This is a genomic window from Halodesulfovibrio marinisediminis DSM 17456 (assembly GCF_900129975.1).
GTDB lineage: Bacteria > Desulfobacterota > Desulfovibrionia > Desulfovibrionales > Desulfovibrionaceae > Halodesulfovibrio > Halodesulfovibrio marinisediminis.
Genome location: NZ_FSRG01000008.1, coordinates 16,762 through 35,567 on the forward strand (window position 1 = coordinate 16,762; position 18,806 = coordinate 35,567).

At 45.8% G+C, this 18,806-nt stretch carries 21 protein-coding genes; 18 read left to right on the plus strand and 3 right to left on the minus strand.

Annotated elements, in window-relative coordinates; translation table 11 throughout:
* The first annotated feature begins 71 nt into the window (after positions 1-71).
* The 16 genes from fliR to BUR09_RS15285 all read left to right on the plus strand — a co-directional run bounded on the left by fliR (position 72) and on the right by BUR09_RS15285 (position 14,275).
* Positions 72-842: a flagellar biosynthetic protein FliR gene (fliR, locus tag BUR09_RS15210; protein ID WP_322788061.1), complete on the plus strand. Its 771-nt coding sequence runs from the start codon at positions 72-74 to the stop codon at positions 840-842.
* Between the two features lie 15 nt (positions 843-857).
* Positions 858-1,922, plus strand: a complete 1,065-nt coding sequence (gene flhB / locus BUR09_RS15215; RefSeq protein ID WP_074217808.1) for a flagellar biosynthesis protein FlhB — start codon at positions 858-860, stop codon at positions 1,920-1,922.
* Between the two features lie 62 nt (positions 1,923-1,984).
* Entirely contained in the window at positions 1,985-4,096 is a 2,112-nt protein-coding gene (flhA, locus tag BUR09_RS15220) for a flagellar biosynthesis protein FlhA (protein WP_074217809.1), read from the plus strand.
* A 2-nt stretch (positions 4,097-4,098) separates the two neighbouring features.
* Entirely contained in the window at positions 4,099-5,172 is a 1,074-nt protein-coding gene (locus tag BUR09_RS15225) for a flagellar biosynthesis protein FlhF (protein WP_074217810.1), read from the plus strand.
* A gap of 24 nt (positions 5,173-5,196) precedes the next feature.
* Complete coding sequence (locus BUR09_RS15230) at positions 5,197-6,012, plus strand: MinD/ParA family protein (RefSeq protein WP_074217811.1); 816 nt, start codon at positions 5,197-5,199, stop codon at positions 6,010-6,012.
* Positions 5,966-6,763, plus strand: coding sequence for a FliA/WhiG family RNA polymerase sigma factor (locus BUR09_RS15235; RefSeq protein WP_074217812.1), 798 nt, complete (start codon positions 5,966-5,968; stop codon positions 6,761-6,763). Before BUR09_RS15230 ends, BUR09_RS15235 begins: the two co-directional genes overlap by 47 nt.
* Positions 6,764-6,781: 18 nt before the next feature.
* Entirely contained in the window at positions 6,782-7,162 is a 381-nt protein-coding gene (locus tag BUR09_RS15240; protein WP_074217813.1) for a chemotaxis response regulator CheY, read from the plus strand.
* Between the two features lie 134 nt (positions 7,163-7,296).
* Positions 7,297-8,019 carry a flagellar basal body-associated FliL family protein gene (locus tag BUR09_RS15245; protein ID WP_084539522.1) on the plus strand — a complete coding sequence of 241 codons (723 nt, stop codon included), beginning with the start codon at positions 7,297-7,299 and terminating at the stop codon, positions 8,017-8,019.
* Positions 8,020-8,021: 2 nt separating this feature from the next.
* Positions 8,022-8,348, plus strand: coding sequence for a hypothetical protein (locus BUR09_RS15250; RefSeq protein WP_074217814.1), 327 nt, complete (start codon positions 8,022-8,024; stop codon positions 8,346-8,348).
* 2 nt (positions 8,349-8,350) lie between these two features.
* A complete protein-coding gene (locus tag BUR09_RS15255; protein WP_074217815.1) occupies positions 8,351-8,767 on the plus strand; it encodes a hypothetical protein in 417 nt (138 codons plus the stop codon).
* 67 nt (positions 8,768-8,834) lie between these two features.
* The gene (locus BUR09_RS15260) at positions 8,835-9,707 is read left to right on the plus strand and encodes a hypothetical protein (RefSeq protein WP_074217816.1); all 873 of its coding nucleotides are present in this window, start codon (positions 8,835-8,837) and stop codon (positions 9,705-9,707) included.
* A 73-nt stretch (positions 9,708-9,780) separates the two neighbouring features.
* Positions 9,781-10,812 carry a tRNA dihydrouridine synthase gene (locus BUR09_RS15265; protein WP_074217817.1) on the plus strand — a complete coding sequence of 344 codons (1,032 nt, stop codon included), beginning with the start codon at positions 9,781-9,783 and terminating at the stop codon, positions 10,810-10,812.
* A gap of 2 nt (positions 10,813-10,814) precedes the next feature.
* Positions 10,815-11,660, plus strand: coding sequence for a 4-hydroxy-3-methylbut-2-enyl diphosphate reductase (gene ispH, locus BUR09_RS15270; protein WP_074217818.1), 846 nt, complete (start codon positions 10,815-10,817; stop codon positions 11,658-11,660).
* A 51-nt stretch (positions 11,661-11,711) separates the two neighbouring features.
* The gene (locus tag BUR09_RS15275) at positions 11,712-12,668 is read left to right on the plus strand and encodes a chemotaxis protein (RefSeq protein ID WP_074217819.1); all 957 of its coding nucleotides are present in this window, start codon (positions 11,712-11,714) and stop codon (positions 12,666-12,668) included.
* A 148-nt stretch (positions 12,669-12,816) separates the two neighbouring features.
* On the plus strand, positions 12,817-13,647 hold the full coding sequence (locus tag BUR09_RS15280; RefSeq protein ID WP_074217820.1) for a TatD family hydrolase: 831 nt from the start codon (positions 12,817-12,819) through the stop codon (positions 13,645-13,647).
* Positions 13,648-13,873: 226 nt separating this feature from the next.
* A complete protein-coding gene (locus tag BUR09_RS15285; protein WP_074217821.1) occupies positions 13,874-14,275 on the plus strand; it encodes a DNA-binding transcriptional response regulator in 402 nt (133 codons plus the stop codon).
* 363 nt (positions 14,276-14,638) lie between these two features.
* Here BUR09_RS15285 and BUR09_RS15290 read toward each other — a convergent pair whose 3' ends face one another.
* A complete protein-coding gene (locus BUR09_RS15290; protein WP_175566049.1) occupies positions 14,639-15,076 on the minus strand; it encodes a GNAT family N-acetyltransferase in 438 nt (145 codons plus the stop codon).
* A 427-nt stretch (positions 15,077-15,503) separates the two neighbouring features.
* On the minus strand, positions 15,504-15,836 hold the full coding sequence (locus BUR09_RS15300; protein WP_074217824.1) for a TraR/DksA family transcriptional regulator: 333 nt from the start codon (positions 15,834-15,836) through the stop codon (positions 15,504-15,506).
* Between the two features lie 194 nt (positions 15,837-16,030).
* On the opposite strand from BUR09_RS15300, the gene BUR09_RS15305 reads away from it, so the two are divergent.
* Together BUR09_RS15305 and BUR09_RS15310 are read left to right on the plus strand one after the other, a co-directional pair.
* A complete protein-coding gene (locus BUR09_RS15305; protein WP_074217825.1) occupies positions 16,031-17,047 on the plus strand; it encodes a phosphotransferase in 1,017 nt (338 codons plus the stop codon).
* The gene (locus BUR09_RS15310; RefSeq protein WP_074217826.1) at positions 17,032-17,982 is read left to right on the plus strand and encodes an ABC transporter ATP-binding protein; all 951 of its coding nucleotides are present in this window, start codon (positions 17,032-17,034) and stop codon (positions 17,980-17,982) included. Before BUR09_RS15305 ends, BUR09_RS15310 begins: the two co-directional genes overlap by 16 nt.
* A gap of 57 nt (positions 17,983-18,039) precedes the next feature.
* Here BUR09_RS15310 and sfsA read toward each other — a convergent pair whose 3' ends face one another.
* Positions 18,040-18,780 (minus strand): DNA/RNA nuclease SfsA, encoded by a 741-nt coding sequence (sfsA, locus tag BUR09_RS15315; protein ID WP_074217827.1) that lies wholly within the window; start codon positions 18,778-18,780, stop codon positions 18,040-18,042.
* Between the last annotated feature and the right edge of the window lie 26 nt (positions 18,781-18,806).

Genomic DNA, 18,806 nt, shown 5'->3' on the forward strand with positions numbered 1-18,806 from the left:
GGAAAGCCTTAAATTTTAAGGACTGGCGCAACTCTTGCTATTCATTATATATGGACATCTTTAATTTTGACATGGCAGAATTTTTCAGTTTTCTGCTCACACTCATGCGACTAAGCCTCGTAGTCTTTCTGCTGCCATTCTTTGAGGGAAAAACAATCCCGCGTCTGGTAAAGGCGTCTGTATGCCTCATGCTCACCCTTGCAATATTTCCGTCATTATCACTCAAAGCATCCGAACTTCCTGCTCACCCATTTGAGATTGCGATAATTATGCTCAGCGAAATCTTGCTTGGAGTATTGTTAGGGCTTGCGGTTAAATTTATCTTCGCCGGTATCAGAACCGGCGGTCAGGTTATCGGATTCCAGATGGGTTTCTCCATGCTTACCCTTGCCAACCCTTCCTCAGGCGAACAAGAAGGCATTACATCTATCCTGTTGTATCAATTGAGTTTTACCGTTTTCATTGTTGCAAACGGTCATCTCTATCTCATTAAGGCATTGACTGATTCTTTTGAACTTATCCCACCGGGAGGACTGGTTCTTTCTGCAACGCTAGGACAACAAATACTCAGTTTGTCCCTGACCATGTTTTTTTTGGCAATTAAAGTTGCTGCTCCGGTTATGATCTCTCTTCTGCTGGTGGAATTAACCCTTGGCCTTATGGGTCGTGCAGCACCACAAATGAACCTTCTTATGCTCGGCTTTCCGGTTAAAATTGCTGTAGGTCTTGTGTTCATCGGAATGCTGTTCACCCTTATGGGGCAGCGTATGGAAGAACTTATCATGAGCCTTGGCCCTATGTTTTCACATCTCATCAAAGCCGGTTCTCCGCTGCTGCAATAAACAGGATACACAGACATGCCACAAAGTGATCCGAGTAAAACTGAAAAGGCGACGCCCAAGAAGCGGGAAAAGACCCGCGAAGACGGTGACGTCGCCAAGTCGCAAGAAGTTCCCAAAGCTGCCACCACCCTTGGAGGCATTATCATAGTATACGCGTGGATCGGAACAATTAACGAGCGTATTCAGGAAATCATGCGCTCCTGTTACACATTTGACGCCACGCTCGACATGACCATGAAATCTGCCATTAACTTCATTAACACAATGGCATTTGACCTCGTAATCATACTCGCCCCTATTTTTCTATTTCTATTTTTCTTTGCCGGAATATCCATGCGTGTTCAGGTAGGCCACCTGTGGACGATGAAAGTATTTAAACCGAAATGGAACAAATTCAACCCGATCAAGGGCATGAAAAACATGTTTCTTTCCATGCAGACGCTCGTCCGACTCATTAAAAGTATCGCGTTTGCAGCTGTTATCGGCATTGCACCTTACCTTGTTATTACAGACGAGATGGACAACTTCATTCTCCTCTACAACGCAACACCGGAAGGCATAGCTGAATATATGCTCGGGCTTGTCTTCAAAGTGTCCCTGTACGCAACTCTTGCCATGATCTTCATTGCGCTCGCGGACTACTTCTACTCCCGCTGGGATTACGAAGAAAACATTAAGATGTCCAAAGACGAGGTAAAAGACGAACACAAACAGGCTGAAGGTGATCCGAAAGTTCGTTCTCAGCAGCGTCAAAAAATGGCCGAGATGTCCCAAAAACGCATGATGCAAGATGTTCCTACAGCAGACGTTATCGTCACAAACCCGACTCACATCTCTGTAGCTCTGCGTTACAACGCAATGGAAGCTCCTGCGCCAATTGTTGTCGCTATGGGCGCAGACAATATTGCTATGAAAATCAGAGAAATAGCAAAAGAAAACGATATTCCTCTTCGAGAAAACGTTCCTCTGGCACGGGCTTTGTATAAATCAGTAAAGGTGGGTGACCAAATTCCGGAAGACCTCTACAAAGCGGTAGCTTCCATTCTGGCTTCACTCAACAAGTTTAAGCAAAAACAGTAGGTTAAAAGAACAACTGGTTTTACTCAGGCGTTATACAACTCTTCGAAAAAGGTGTCGGAAATATGGCTGCCAGCGCAAACGCTTCTACAATCAATTACGATCGCTTCTCAAAGCACGGAGATATCCTCCTTGCAGGCGGTGTGGTGCTCATTCTTTTTGTGATGCTCATCCCTATCCCTACCCTGCTTATGGATGTCATGCTCAGCATGTCCATCTCATTGGCGTTACTGGTGCTCGTAACATCCATGTTCATCAAATCACCGCTGGAATTTTCCATTTTCCCGACTCTGCTTCTGGTAACAACCTTGTTCCGTCTTGCACTTAACGTGGCAACAACCCGTCTCATCCTGCTGCACGGCAGTGAAGGACCAGACGCAGCCGGTAATGTTATTCAATCCTTCGGACAATTCGTTGTAGGCGGCAACTACGTTATCGGTATCGTAATCTTCGCAATTCTTTTTATCCTGAACAAAATGGTTATTACCTCCGGTACAACACGTATCGCTGAGGTTGCAGCCCGATTCACCCTTGATGCGATGCCGGGTAAGCAGATGGCTATCGAGGCAGACTTGAACGCAGGTCTTCTTGACGAAAAAACTGCTACCATGCGCCGCGAAACCATCCGTCGAGAAGCTGATTTCTATGGTGCGATGGACGGTGCCGGTAAGTTCGTTCAAGGTGACGTAATGGCTGGCCTGCTCATTACTATTGTTAACATTACAGCGGGCATCCTGATTGCTGTTTTCCAAAACGGCATGTCATGGGGCGATGCACTCTCCACTTACACCTTACTCACCGTTGGTGACGGCCTTGTATCCACCATCCCTTCCCTCATTATCTCCACCGCTGCCGGTATCATCGTATCCCGTGCTGCTGCTGAAGCGAAAATGGGTGAAGAGTTCATTGGTCAGCTTACATTCAACTCTAAAGCACTCAACCTTGTTGGTTGCGTACTTCTTGTATTCGCTCTGGTTCCAGGTATGCCGTTCATCGCATTCTCCTTCTTCGCGGTCTGCATGTTTGTTATTGCACGCTTAACATCAAACGCAAGCGCAGACGTTGCCGAACGCACCGGCGCTAGCGCTCCTGGAGAAAATGCGAGCGGAGAAAACGCACAGGAAGCACTGGATACTCCAGAAGCAGTACAATCCCTTCTTCCTTTAGATGCTCTGGAACTGGAAGTTGGTTACGGCCTTATCCCGCTTGTTGATGAAGCACAGGACGGCAACCTGCTCTCCCGCATCAGAACAATCCGCAGACAGTTTGCGCTGGACATGGGTGTCATTGTTCCGTCCCTGCATCTGCGTGACAACCTGCAACTCAAACCTGGGCAGTACACTGTACTCATTAAAGGCAACGAGATGGCAGGAGCTGAAATTCTCATCGACCACTTCCTCGCTATGGACCCGGGCGATGCCCGCCACTCCATTAAAGGCATTGAAACCCGCGAACCGGCATTCAACCTGCCTGCTCTGTGGGTACCTGAAGCACAAAAAGAGGAAGCAGTTCTTGCAGGGTACACTGTTGTTGACCCATCCACCGTTATTGCAACGCACCTTACCGAGGTATTCAAACGCAGCCTTGCCGACTTCCTTGGTCGTCAGGAAGTACAGTCTCTGCTGGATAACCTTGCTAAGCATGCTCCGAAAGCAGTGGAAGAACTTGTACCGAATGTACTTACACTGGGTGTTGTGCAGAAAGTTCTGCAAAACCTCGTTCGAGAAAATATTTCAATCCGCGACCTCCTTACCATTGTTGAGACCCTCGCGGACTACGGAACAAGCGTTAAGAACCCTGATGTACTCACCGAGTATGTCCGTGAACGTTTAGCCCGTACAATTGTTAGACCGTACATGGATCAGGAAAATACACTCCCGATCATTATGCTGGATCCAAATATGGAAAAAACCATTTCTGAATCCATCCGTCAGACAGAGGGCGGAGCATACCTTGCTCTTGACCCAGCCACTGCACAACATGTGATTCAGGCCGTAAACTCAGCTGTAGAAAATGCAGTCGTAGCAGACGGTCAGCCAGTTATCCTGACCTCACCGATGGTACGCCCGCATCTTTCTCAATTGATCATGCGTTTTATCCCGAACATTCCGGTTATCTCCCAAGCAGAAATACCTGCAGACATTCGTTTGAACACTGTTGGTAATGTAGGAATCTAATTATGCAGGTAAAAACTTTTTCAGGACAGACAACTCGTTCCGTACTCGCCCAAATTAAACAGGAAATGGGCGAAGAGGCAGTAATCCTTTCCAAGCAGGAAGGAAAAGATGCAGATAGACGCTGGTGTCAGATTACTGCCGGTGTTGAACGTGCGGTAGATGAAATTCAGGAAGCGGAAACTCAGGATTATGCAGCTCCTTCTGGCTGGGGACGCTGGCATGAAGAATGGTCAGAGCTTAAAGGATACATTACGGAACTCGTTAAGCCTCGTCTTCAGCTGCACAAGCTTTCCCCCCGTCAGCGTCTTGCACTGGAACATCTCCAGCGTCATGACGTTGAAGATTCCGTTATCCTTCGGCTTCTGCGTCCGCTTAAAAGCGATGCAGGCATGTCCATCCTCACCCCACTTGGCGATCAAATCACCTTCAAACCATGGGGGAACGAATGGAAAGGCCGTGTGCACACCTTTGTAGGTCCATTTGGCGTAGGTAAAACCAGCGCTGCTGTTCGAATGGCACTGGAACTGCGTAAGCAAAATCAGACAATGCGCATTTGCTTTATCAATGCAGATTGTTCCCGTGGTAACGGCAGGTTACTGTTGCGTCACTACGCACAGCTTTGTGACATGGGATACTACGAAATTCGCGACAGTATCACTTTCGCCAATACAATACGGGACGCTGCAAAAAGCTATGACCGCATCATCATTGATATGCCGGGACTTGGGTTGCGCGACTCTTTCAAAGAGCAAATTGAACACTTCGGCCTGCATGCTATTCGCGAAAACACTTTCCACAGAGTTCTTTCACCTACGGCCAGCAACAAGCAACTAACTGCAACGATTGAAAAATATCGTGCAGTAAAGGGTGGTAGCATTGTCTGGACTAAGATCGACGAAGCTTGTACATTCGGTACGATAATCAATACAGCTGTTTCCACAGGGCTCCCTATTTCAGCCTTCTCATACGGTTCCGGACTTAAGGGCACACTTACTCCGGCTCAAGACGTAATGTTGTGGAGACTCATTTTTAAGAACCAGCTTCCCGGCGAATATACAATTCACCAGAATGCCTAATGGCATATTGGAGATAATAGAACCATGAGTGGCAACCTTCCTCTTGTCCTGTCTGTAACCTCCGGTAAAGGAGGAGTAGGCAAAACAAACCTTTCTGTTAACCTTGCGTATTCATTAGCGCAAAAAGGCAAAAGAGTTGTTTTGTTGGACGCAGACTTGGGGCTTGCAAACGTAGATGTTTTGCTAGGGCTTACGCCCGAGCGAAATCTCTTTCACCTGTTCAGCGAAGGGGTTGCCCTTTCCGACATTCTGTACTCAACCCCGTATGGGTTTGATATTCTACCAGCATCTTCCGGCATCGGTGAAATGTTAACCCTTTCCACCGGCCAAAAACTTGACCTGCTTGAGTCAATGGACAGCCTCGAAGATAAAGTAGATTTTCTTATTGTTGATACCGGTGCAGGTATCAACGATAACGTTCTGTACTTCAACCTTGCAGTACAAGAGCGCATTGTAGTGCTTACAGCAGAGCCAACCTCACTGACCGATGCGTACTCCCTCATTAAAGTAATGAAGTTGAACCACGGTGTTGAGCACTTCAAGGTTGTTGTGAACATGGCTGCTTCTGAAAAAGCAGCTAAAGAAATGTTTATCCGCCTGTACTCTGCCTGTGATCACTTCCTATCCGGTGTTTCTTTGGATTACGCTGGCTTCCTGCCGCGCGATCCAGCTGTACGTAAAGCTATTGTGGCTCAACGTCCTGTCTGTCAACAGAATCCTGCATCTCCTGTTTGCCAAGCTATCGGCAAACTTGCAGACAAGATTCAAAATTGGGAAATATCTGCGAATCTTGATGGAAATATCAAGTTTTTCTGGAAAAAACTCCTCTTCCAGCAGTAATGCCTGGGAGTTACTGGAGTCCGGCGAGAAGGCCTGGGCCGTTATGTCCGACCACGAACAAGAAAATGTGGTCCGTCACTACGCGCCTAAGGTTCGATACCTTGCATCACGTCTGAAAGTGAAGCTCCCTAAAAATGTGGAGCTTGGTGAACTTATCAGTGCGGGTACGCTTGGTCTCATGGAATCGTTGGGCAAGTTTAAGCCGGAAATGGGCATCAAATTCGATACCTACGCAGAAAACCGCATCCGCGGCGCAATGCTTGACGAATTACGACGCCTTGACTGGTTCCCTAGAAGCTTACGCCAACGCGTAAGACAAATCGAAGAAGCCATGCAACAGGTGGAAAACGATAAAGGACGTTCCGCCACTGAAGAAGAGCTGCAGCAGGCTACCGGACTCGACAGAGCCGGAGTCCGCGAAGGGCTTGTTGCCCTGCAAAGTCAATTGTGTCTGAATTTAGATCTAATACAAGACACTGTTTCTGCCGATGAGTTAAGTGACGCAGACAGCCAGCCCTTTAAGAAAACTGCTTCAAAAGAGACATTATACCAGATTTCACAACTAGTTGAACAATTGACACCTAGAGAAAAATTGGTATTGTCCCTCTACTATAGCGACGATCTCAATATGCGTGAAGCAGCAGAGGTTATGGGGGTAACTGAGGGTCGCATTTCACAGTTGCACTCTCAGGCGTTACTAAAACTGCGTAATAATTTTTATGCAGTGCATGGAAAAGACAGCGGACTATAAAGACTGAAGGAGTCTATCATGGGCTTTGATCCAAATATGCGTGTGCTTGTTGTGGACGATTTTTCTACTATGAGACGAATTGTTAAAAACATTCTTCGTCAACTTGGCTTTACCAACATTGTAGAAGCAGATGATGGAACTACTGCATGGGAAGTTCTTAACAAAGACCGTATCGAATTTATTATTTCTGACTGGAACATGCCACAGATGACCGGTATTGAACTGCTTAGAAAAGTTCGCGGCAGCGAAGAGTTTGCAGACCTGCCATTCTTAATGGTTACTGCAGAAGCACAGCAGGAAAACATCATTGAAGCTGTTCAGGCAAAAGTTTCCAACTACGTTGTAAAGCCGTTCACAGCAGAAATCATGAAGCAGAAAATCGACAAGATTTTCCCGTAACTGCTTACTGCTCATAGAAATAATGCATTCCGGTTTAGGAAATTACTACATGCTCAATACCGTGCTTGTTGTCTTCCTCTGCCGGATTGCCTTGTTTTAGTGGTATAAACCACAAACCGCAGACTAGGTAACAGATGGCAAATGACCCAACCAACAGACCCGGCAGCGCCGGCATTCAAAAGGCTCAACTAGACATGGATACTCTTTCTACACCAGGCTCCATGATGCCAAACAAGGACGACAAGGTAGAGCTTGATCTTGATGACGCGCCGTTTTTGATGGATGACGAGGATGAGGAAGAAGAGCAGGTATTCGATGATGCCACGCCTACTGACGTTGACTCCTTCTCCAGTCCAGCCGAGTTTGAAGCGGCTTCCGATGCTGCGCGCAAACGTAAACGTAAGCTCATGTTCGGTGGGCTCGGTCTGCTTGTCATTGCCCTTATTGCGGTGGGCTGGAACATGCTACAACCACAAGATGTCCCAAGACCTGTTAAGCGGGTTGTTAAAAAAGAAAAAGGCAAATACGACCCACCACCGATTGTTCAAAAAGATAAATTTGACGTGACGTGGGAACCATTCTGGGTTGAACAGCGTGACAACAAGAAAGAAATTCGTTTCCTTGTCTGCAAATTTGCCGTTTTCACCGATAATGAAAAGCTTGCATGGGAAGCAAAGAACAAAAAGGTAACGCTTCGCGATGCAATCTTCTACTACCTGCGCAACAAGGATCTGAAGTTCCTTTCTGACAAAGAAAATGTGCAGCTGCTTAAGTCTGATTTACTGACGGTTGTGAACCAATACATGGGACATGGACAGTTCAAGGATGTCTTTATTGAAAACTATCTGGTAAAATAACTATGTCCATAGAAACTGATATACCATTAATACTTCAGCAGATGGGACGCGTGCAGAAAATTGCCGAGCAGGAAAAATCGCGTCCCGAACGGCAACAGGCAACAGCCCGGGATGCCGCTCGCAGGGGTGGTGAACTCGCCCGCGACCACGTGACCGAAACACAGTCCACAGAACAAACTCATTTTGATGTTGACGAAGACGGCCACGGGCAGCAAAATCAGTTCCTTTCCTCCGGCAGTGAACATGAGTCAGAGCCGGAAGAAGACATTGGAACAAACCCTACTTCCGTAAGCGCCTGGCAAGGCAAAATTATTGACACCAAAGTATAGTAATGACATTTTCCCAACTTTTTTTGCTTATTATCAGTGGCTCCGAGCTACTGTTACTGGTTCTTCTTATCGTCTTTTATATGCGTCTGCGTAAGAGCGAAGCCCTATTAACCTCCATGCAGGCAGGACAAGAATCTTTAGTCGCCAAAATGCATTTCAACGCTGAGCTGGAGCAGGAAATCGTTGATTCCTTCGCTAAACGTCAGCAAGAGCTCCAAGTACTTGAAACACAGCTTGAAGCACGTGCACAGGAACTGCGTACCCTTTTAGAACAGGCAGAAGCTGTCAGTCGTTCTCCTCAGTTCCTGCGTGAACTGATCTTGACCGGCCGCAAGAAAGGGCAGACTGTTCCTCAGCTTGCAAAAGCAACCAACCTTTCCATTGATGAGGTTGAGCTGATTCTTATGGAAGCTGACTAAAGTTTAAGCCGCTCCGAGGTAGTACATCCAAGGCAGTACTGCCTTCACCTATCAGGTCAGGTATACCATGCGTATTTCCCGAAACAGTAATCCTTACGGCGGCAATCAGCCATCTACCACAACCAGCAGAGGCGCTATCTTCAAGCGCAAAGTTAAGGTGGGACAACTCCTCAAGGGCAGAATGCTTCGTGTGGAACAGGAGGGCCTTGCATGGGTTCTCATCGGAGATATGGAGCTACTGGCACAAGTAGAGACCATGCCTGAACCAGGACAGTGGATGGAATTTCTTATTCTCTCCCTTGAGCCTTCTATTCTTCTTCGTCAGCTACAACATGGGACAGACCCGCGCGGCTCCTTTTTCCTCCGCGACTACATCCGGTCATATCTAACCGAAAGAGATAAGCTTGACACCTTGCTATCCAATTCTCTTTGGAACGCCCTCACCACACCTGAAAACGAACCGATTGCGACATACCGTTCTGCACTTATCAATTTTTTGACATGCACCTCTGCTGCCCTAGACCAGTTCACCCGTGTCATGCGTCTACACTCCAGCGTACAACAAATGATAACTGCATCTGGACACGGTACCTTTCAGTACATACCTTGGTTAATGCCGTCGGGAAGAGGTGTGGAACTGCTCATTTCCAAGCCGGAAAACAATATTTGCACCGTCACGGCCGGTATTATATTACATGGTGCACAGCACGTTCTCACAACGGGTCAAATGAACCTGTCCACCAATCCTGTTTCTTTCGCATATCGACTCCTGCTTGATAAAAATTGTAAAGCAGGTAACAACACCTCTCGAGCAACCTCCACTTCTTCGAACTGTACCTGTCTCGGCACTTCCGAACTGCCTGCAGGAGCGCACGACATCCTGTCTTTAATCTTCAAAGAGATACCTGCACAACGCAGGGGACTTGATCTGCGCGCATAATCCGGAGTGCAACGCACGTTACCGCGCGACTGTATCATGCTCATAAAAAAAATTTCAAAACGGTACTACATCTATGCAGTATACTGACAATACGGGCTTAAACATCAGTCCGGAACGCCCTTGGCTTGCGCCGCTTGCCGGATACTCTGACCTTTGCTTCAGACTCTTGTGTAAAGAATTCGGTGCAGCTGTTGTGTGCTCTGAAATGGTTAGCGCCAAGGGGCTCTACTACAAAAGCAACAACACCCATAAGCTACTTGAGACAACAGAAAAAGAAGCTCCTGCCGTCTTCCAACTTTTTGGAAACGATGCAGAAATCATGTCACACGCTATGGAGCCACTGGTAAAAGCCGGCTATACTTGGTTTGACCTGAACATGGGGTGCTCTGTCCGCAAAGTATTCAAACAAGGTTGCGGATCTTCCATGATGCGCGACATTGATAACGCTGTAAAAGTTGCCAAAGCAATGATCAGCATCGCTGACAAAGGTAAAGTCGGCTTTAAGTTTCGCCTTGGCGTTGATTCTGATCAGGAAGTCTTCAAAGAACTCGCACTCAGGCTTGAAGATGCCGGTGCGGGTTGGTTAACCCTGCACCCGCGTACTGCCGCGCAGGGCTTCTCCGGAACAGCCCGTTGGTCTGCCATCAAAGAAATTGTAGACGCTGTATCTATCCCTGTTATTGCCAGTGGTGATTTACTGGAACCTGAAGATGGTGTGAGATGCGTCAAAGAAACCGGTGCAGCATCTGTTATGTTTGCACGAGGTGCCATTGGCAACCCTGCTATTTTTGACGAGTACACTACGCTTTACAAAGGCGAGACTCTCAAGCGTCCTGACCCACTTAAAACTATGCACCTCATCCAGCGCCACAAAGAGCTTGCACGCGAATACACCAATGAGCGCAGCGCACTCTTTAAAATGCGTACCTTTGTTCCACGGTATGTGCGGTTATTCAAAGGGGCAAAAGCCCTGCGTCAGAGACTTGCCACATGCACCGACTGGGAAGAACTGGATGCAGTTATTGAAGAATTTTTCACCCGCTGCGAAGCGGTTGATCTGGATAGCATCTCAGAAACCATCAGCATGCAGGATACATCGGAGTAAACATGGAAGTACGTAGAGCCAAAACAGCTGGTTTTTGTTTCGGAGTTTCACTGGCGTTGGAAAAACTCGACGCCGAAGTGGAAAAGCACGACGCAAAAATTGCGACTTTGGGACCGATTATTCACAATCCACAAGTTCTTGAGCGGTACGAAAAACAAAATGTGCGCTGCCTCAAAAATGCAGAAGAAGCCGATGCAAATGAACGCGTTGTTATTCGGGCACATGGAATACCGAGAGAAACCGAAACAACATTAACCAAAGCATGCAAAGATGTTGTTGATGCAACCTGCCCCAAAGTAAAACGTGCTCAGCTTGGTATCCACAGCATGATCAGCAAAGGATGTTTTCTCCTGTTATACGGAGAAAAAGACCATCCTGAAGTGCGTGGGCTTATGAGTTACGCTGGTGATAGAGCATTTTTGTTTAATTCACTTGAGGAGCTCAAGAATTTTCCACTTTCTGCCGATATAGACTATTGCCTCGCTGCGCAGACTACACAGGACAGAGAGGAATTTGCCCGCATAGATGAGTATCTTCAAACACAGCTGGCTGAACGGCTTCAGGTACTTAATACTATTTGCAACGCAACAAGAGAGAGACAGCAAGAAGCTATTGCAATTGCACAAGAGGTAGATGCAATGGTTGTTGTTGGGGGCTACAACAGTGGAAACACACGCAGACTTGCGGATGTATCCCGTGCACAAGGGTGCCTCACTTTCCATGTTGAAAAATCGGAAGAACTTTCTGCTTCTGATTTTAAAGGCATGAAAGTGGTAGGGCTCACCGCCGGTGCTTCAACCCCGCGTTCTGTTATTGATGCTACGGAAGAATTCCTTACCAAGCTGTAAAAAATGCTTTTACTGGTCTGCGCGAACTAGAACTACGCACCGGAGAACGACATGCAGACAAACATACTTTTAGAATCCGGCACTAACGAGCTGGAAATTGTTGAATTTTTCCTCGACGAAGTCGAAATAGACGGCACAAGCTACCGAGGATACTACGGAGTAAACGTAGCCAAGGTACTCGAAATTATCAGAATGCCTACAGTAACAGAACTTCCTGAAAGTGGTCATTCCTGCATTTTGGGCGCATTCAACCTGCGTTCACAGGTTATCCCGCTTGTGGATCTTTCAATGTGGCTTGGTAAACACCGTGAGGAAACAGAACCACCAAAAGTTATTGTAACTGAATTCAACAACGTATGTACCGCATTCCAGGTATCCGGCGTTAACCGCATTCACCGCATCAGCTGGGAAGAGGTTGAACCGCCAAGCGGCTACGTAGCAAATTTAAGCAGCCAGTCCATCACAGGCGTTGTTAAGATTAACGACCGCATCATTTTCTTGCTTGATCTTGAGAAAATTGTTGCGAACCTGAATCCGGATCTTGCACTCAAACTCGATGATGCTATCGACTGGGAAAACGGCGAAAGTCGCCGTGCTCTGATCACAGACGACTCCGGCCTTATCCGTGAAATGCTCACCGACCTGATGGAAAAAGCCAACTTCCAAGTTGAGGCACATACCAACGGCAGAGAAGCGTGGGAAAGACTGTGTCAGCTCAAGACCATTGCAGAACAGAGCAACAGACCACTTACCGACTACGTTCAGGTAATTGTATCAGACATTGAAATGCCAGCAATGGACGGTCACTCTCTTTGTAAATCAATTAAAGAAGACCCTGTCCTTAAGCAGTTACCAGTTATCTTGTTCTCTTCAATCATCACGGATAAACTCCGCCATAAAGGTGAGTCCGTAGGTGCAGACATGCAGGTTTCCAAACCGGAAGTAACCCTGCTGGCACAGCGTGCAATTGAATTGATTGATGAGCGCCGTCAACAGCAGACTGCATAGTTTCAAAAACTACATTAACACAAAAGGGTGGTGCCTATGCTCCACCCTTTTCTCATTTCTATAGACAGACAGCTTCAAGGCTATCATAATCAGCAGCTCGAAGAACATTAAGACTGGCCATCGCCAGTTTCCAGCAGGATATATTTCAATGGGTAAAAAGAAAAATTCCAAACCGGCACCTTTGCCACAAAGTCTCAAGCTGCCATACACTGGCGTAGAATCCCACGCACACCTCGACCTTCCGCCTTTCTCCTCTGATATCGAAGAGGTACTCGACCGCGCTAAAGAATCCGGAGTACGCTACATCTGCAACGTATTCCTCGGACACGAGGCATGGAAGAACAACCGTCATCTCTTTGAAAATCATGACGAAGTTTTCTTTATTCTTGGCACACATCCAAGTCACGTAGATCAATGTACAGAAGCCGAACTTGATGCCATGCGTGCTGCCTTCTCTGAAGACAACAGGTTACGCGGGATCGGCGAAATAGGTCTGGACTACTACTGGGATCACTTCCCACGCGAAGAACAGAAGAACATTTTCATCAAACAACTGCATCTTGCAAAAGAGCTCAACACCCGTGTTATTATTCATTCTAGAGACGCAGCAGAAGACACCATTGATGTTCTGGAAGCAGAAGGATTTGTAGACTATCCAGTACTCTGGCACTGCTTCGGCGGCAATGCAGAGCTTGCAGAACGCATCATTAAAAATGGATGGCACCTCTCAATTCCTGGCACGGTTACTTACCCTAAAAACGAAGAAGCACGCGAGGCACTCAAAGTAATTCCGCGAGATCGCATGCTTATTGAAACCGACTGCCCGTACCTTACGCCAGTTCCATATCGCGGCAAACGCAACGAGCCTGCATACACAGTCTTTACAGCAGAGTTCATTGCCAAAGAACTCGATATGGAAGTCGAAGAACTTTGGACAACCTGCGGCAACAATGCAATCCGCTTTTTCGAGTTGCAATAACCTTAATTATTTATGAGCTTCCCTCCTAGTTCCCAACTAGTGAGATCCCCTCTTGACTGCGATTAAAGCGGGCACAGAGACTTTTTTGAATTCACGCTTCAGGCTTTACGACAGCCGTCAAAAGCCCCTGATGGTAAACATCAGGGGCTTATTATCTACACTATACCCTTTTACCTGTTAGCAACAACGCCATATAATTATCTTCTCTACAAAAGAAGGAACACATATGGCGAAATCAATACTAATCATCACAAGCTCTCTCGCAGAGCAGGTTCGGCTGTTACTGCTTCTTAGTGCAACAGGCTATATTCCCACCTGTTGCGACAGTCTCTCGTCTGCTCTCACTGCATTGGAAGCCTCAAAATTTGATGCCATTGTCGCTGAATCGATTATTGAAGACACCCCACCACAAAAAATGACGGCAGTAGAATTCATGTCGATCCTTCAAGAAACTACGTATAACGCTGCAACACCAGTTATTGTTATGGGTGAAGTACTATCTCTCGGATACATCATGAATACTCTGCGCAGCGGTGCTGCGCGTTTTATCCCAGCTCCATTTACATCTACTGAGTTTCTTCAAACGATTTCTGCTGAGCTCGACCTAAGTCGATATTGTAAAATATAATTCCTAATCTTCCCTATGCGTTATCATGCCAAAAAAGCCCAAAAAATCGTTAGCCCCTGTTATTTTGATTATAAACTTCACTAGAACTGCCCAAATCCATCGATAGTGCTTGGGGGAAAAGTGCTAACATGGTATGTAGTACGCGGTCTCACAAACCAACACACAATTAAATCGCCTAACGGAACTTCATTGACCTTTCCCACAACTAAGGTCTCTGAGGGGACACCACAAGCATGGATAGCCCGTACAACTATCCATGCTTGTTCCTTTTTAAGATACTCCAGCCACAAAAAAAGGCCCCCTTTTCTGAACAGAGAAAGGGAGCTCCTATCTTTTTGCCAACTCAATTCAAAGGCTAAATATCTAAAGTTCGCACTCCATATCCAGAGCAGGCAAATCAAGAATCTCTAACTTCTTTGGTTTTCCAACAATCACAAAACCGAATCGTTTAAAAAAAGGAACGGCTTCCGGAGTAGACTCCAAATGGATTTTCTTTGCCCCCATCTCTTTTGATCGCTGAAGAAATTTATGCATTAAGGATGTGCCAACGCCTGTAAAACGATATTCCTCTCCAACTACAATGTGCGAAATCTCTGCGATTTCACTTTGCAGGCTCAATCTTCCACATCCAAGTACTTTTCTATTTTTTAAGGCAACCAGTAAGATGCACCTATCTTCTAACTCATCCTGAATATAGGAGCGGGTAACTCTCCCAACCGGATACAAGTCCACACACCGCATTGCCACAGTCGCCTCATACAGATCATGCTCTTTGTCTATTTCTTCAACAGAATAAAGCATTATGTACTTTCCCCCAAAATACTTTGAATGTTTTAATCTGATCATGAAATTACCATAAACAAACGTACGAGACACATCGAATCTATAAGTTATCACCTCTAAATTCTATCTAAGCTAAATTACATCAAAAAAATATCATACGGATCTATACAGCTCTCTCCCAGTTAGAGGCATCTTAGTAACGCATAAAAAAGGCATAAGAAAAGAATCCCCCTGAATGAGTCTAACCATAGACCGTTCACGGTGCTTTCTGTTCCATTCATGGAAAAGGAGTGCAGCCAAGATGAAAAGATGCTGTAACCATGTACCCGGTTCAACTCGCTTTTGGTACATGCCACTGGCTAAGGAATCTGTTGTCCCCGCAGCAGATAAATAGCCGCGCATCAGAGGGGTCTGATGCGCGGCTATAGTCATTTTTATATCTTTTCTATTCTGCGCACTTAACACACAGCGTAGCTCCCGGCATCGCCATCAAACGAGCATGTGGAATTGGTGCACCACACTCCATGCAGTAGCCGAACTCTGGATCATCAATATTACGCAGAACGTACTCCAGCCCTGCTAATCGTGATTCTGCTTTTGATAACGCTGCCCTATTCACGCTGATATTCACAATATTATCCATACGTGAAAGCCTGCCGATAGAGTCGTCTGGCGCAACGGGCTTAGTAATTTCTCTCAGCCTGTCAACTTCCTGCTTCAAACGACCAACTTCCGCGTGCATTTTTTGCACGAGTGCTTCTTTTTGAATTTCTTGCATATTATTACTCGAATGTTGGAAATAACTTACAGAAAGGTTGGAATATATATACCAAAAGAAGTAGGGGGGATCTTCCTAGACAAGTACACAATGTAACCAACTACTTTTCCATGATAAATGTATTTTTCACATCTAACCACTTTTTCTGTTATAATTCCGCACACAGTAACCAGACATAATACAAAACAATTCATATGAATAAAAAGAACATCATTGCCCGCTACCTGCACTCTTCCAATTGGCTTGAAAAACTAAAATGCCGAAGCATTGCAGACGTATCCTTTCTTGCAGCCGGTGAATATAATGAAAACTGGATAGTTACCGCCACCACTCAAGAAACTACCTTTCATCGAAAATTTTTTGTGTTCCGCATCAACCACGGAAGTCAGCTCGGGCTAGGAGCAAAACAAATCGGATACGAATTTAACGTACTTTCCGCACTTAAAAATTCCTCAGTTACACCAATTCCATATTTCTATGATGCAAAAGCCGGTAATTTTGATCCAGCCTTTAACCATGGTGTGTTGCTCATGGAATTCCTTTCAGGGACTCCACTGGATTACGCCCAAGACCTGGACTATACCGCCAAAATCTTCGCTACGGTTCATACACAGCCAGTGCCAGAACAAAACAAATTCATATATCAACAGAACCCAGTTACCGACATTGTTACTGAATCACTCGGACTACTTGCACGCTTCAATGCTCACCCTAAAAAAGAGATTCGCCATAAACTTGAAGTATACAGCAATGAAATTAGAAAACTGGGGGAAGAATATGCAGCTGCCTTTGCGGCAGAACCCCAGATAATTGTAAATACCGAGGTGAATTCCGGTAACTTTATTATTAACAGAGAAAACAACACGGCACATCTTGTAGACTGGGAAAAAGCGGTTGTTTCAAGCCGCTATCAGGATCTTGGGCATTTTATTGTTCCTACAACAACGCTATGGAAAACTGACTTCATTGCGACACAAGAGCACAGACTTCATTTCCTTTCACGATACAAGGAACATGCAGGTCTAGAAAACCCCATTGAAGAACTTTCTCTTCTCACTGGAATATTGGAAAAAACAATTATCCTTAGGGGATTATCGTGGTGCTATATGGCGTGGTATGAGTACACACAACAAGATCGAGTGCTCAAAAACAACGCTACATTTAGAACAATTGAACGTTATCTGGACAATATTGAATGGTTTTTACAATAGATTCATTATGTAAGAAATATAACGGAAAGCCTGTGATTTCCGGTATCTCATTTTCAGTGGACAAAGGAGACATTGTTTCTCTCATCGGCCCTTCTGGAGTAGGAAAAACAACCCTGCTGCGTATCCTCGCTGGGCTCGAAGAACAAGATAGCGGTTTAATCACCTTTGAAACACCACCATCCAAAGATAACCCCGTCATTATGGTGTTTCAGGACTACCTGTTGTTTCCGAGCCTTACAGTATCTGAAAACACCGCGTTTGCCTTAAAAGCCCGAAAACTGCCTGCTGCTGAAATTACAAGACGCGTCAACACCATTCTTGAGTTTTTCCATCTTTCTGACAAAAGCAACCAATACCCTGCGCAACTTTCAGCAGGGCAAAAGCAACGAGTTGCTATTGCCAGAGCTATGGTCGTAAATCCGGCAGTGTTGTTGCTAGACGAGCCATTTGCAAACCTTGATCGCAACCTAAAACTCGAAACAGCAGAATTTATTCGCGACACACAAAAAGAATTCGGTATTACAACTGTCAGCGTTACCCACGATCTGGAAGAAGCCTTCGCGATGTCAGACAAAATCGGCATCATGCTCAATGGCAAACTGGAACAATTCGACAATCCATCCGCACTCTACAACTCTCCAAAATCCATTGAAGTGGCACGATTTCTAGGTCCAGTAAACATTTTGACACCCGAATTATGCAACAACCTCAGTCTACCCGCTTCAACAATCCCTAAAGGCCGAGACTATTTCATTGTTAGACCGGAACAACTTACTCTGACGCAAGGTTCAACAGCTCTAATCACCCGCGTGCAGTTTGGCGGGCACTACGTAAAATATTCTCTTCAGGTAGAAGACACAAAACTTACAGCGTATAGCTTCACCGCCATATTTACAGAAGGTGACACTGTTGGAATTCAAATTTCACAGCTGTGACGTATTTTGCAGAAATCAAAGACAATCTCTTAATAAAATCTACACAGCCCTGTCCTATTAAAATGCTTTAGGGTTAACCGGAAGCAATTCGCCAAGCTCAATACCAGCTTCTGTAACGGTTGCCCTGTACGGATAGACCTCTACGCCGAGTTCAAGAGCCTGATAGAACAAATCTGCATACGCCGGGTCAATTACATCAGCCGGAGCAAAACAATGTCCGTCTGGACGCTGAACAAGATAAAAGAATGCTGCGCGATGCCCTTGTTTCACAAGGTTGATCATATTGTTAAGGTGCTTTCGCCCGCGATCAGTCACCGCGTCAGGAAAACAAGCAACGTCATCTTCCACCATGGTTACGTTTTTACACTCAATCCATAGAGGTGGTAATGAATCATCTTCTGTTTTCAATACTCCATCAGCGCGGCTGTCACCAACTTTTGCCTCACTCTTGAAAACGGTATACCCCTCTGCCCAATGCAATCTTCCAGCTTCAAAAGCAACTTTGAGCATCTTATTAGGAGCCTGAGTGTTCACACCAACCCACTTCACACCGGATGGCATATTCAAACCGACTGCTTCCTGTGTCCACTTTAGCTTTCTATTAGGATTCGTAGCAGGAGAGGCTAAAATGGGTGATCCCTGCCTTAACAACCCCATCATTGAGCCGGTATTATTTGAGTGGATCCAGACCGACTCACCCTCAACTAAAATTTCCACGCTAAACCGTTTTACACGACGGACAAAGGATCCAGAAATACATCCCTTAGGATATGAAATAAGTGGTTCTTGTATGTACATTACATTCCAATATTCTTTTTTGTTTG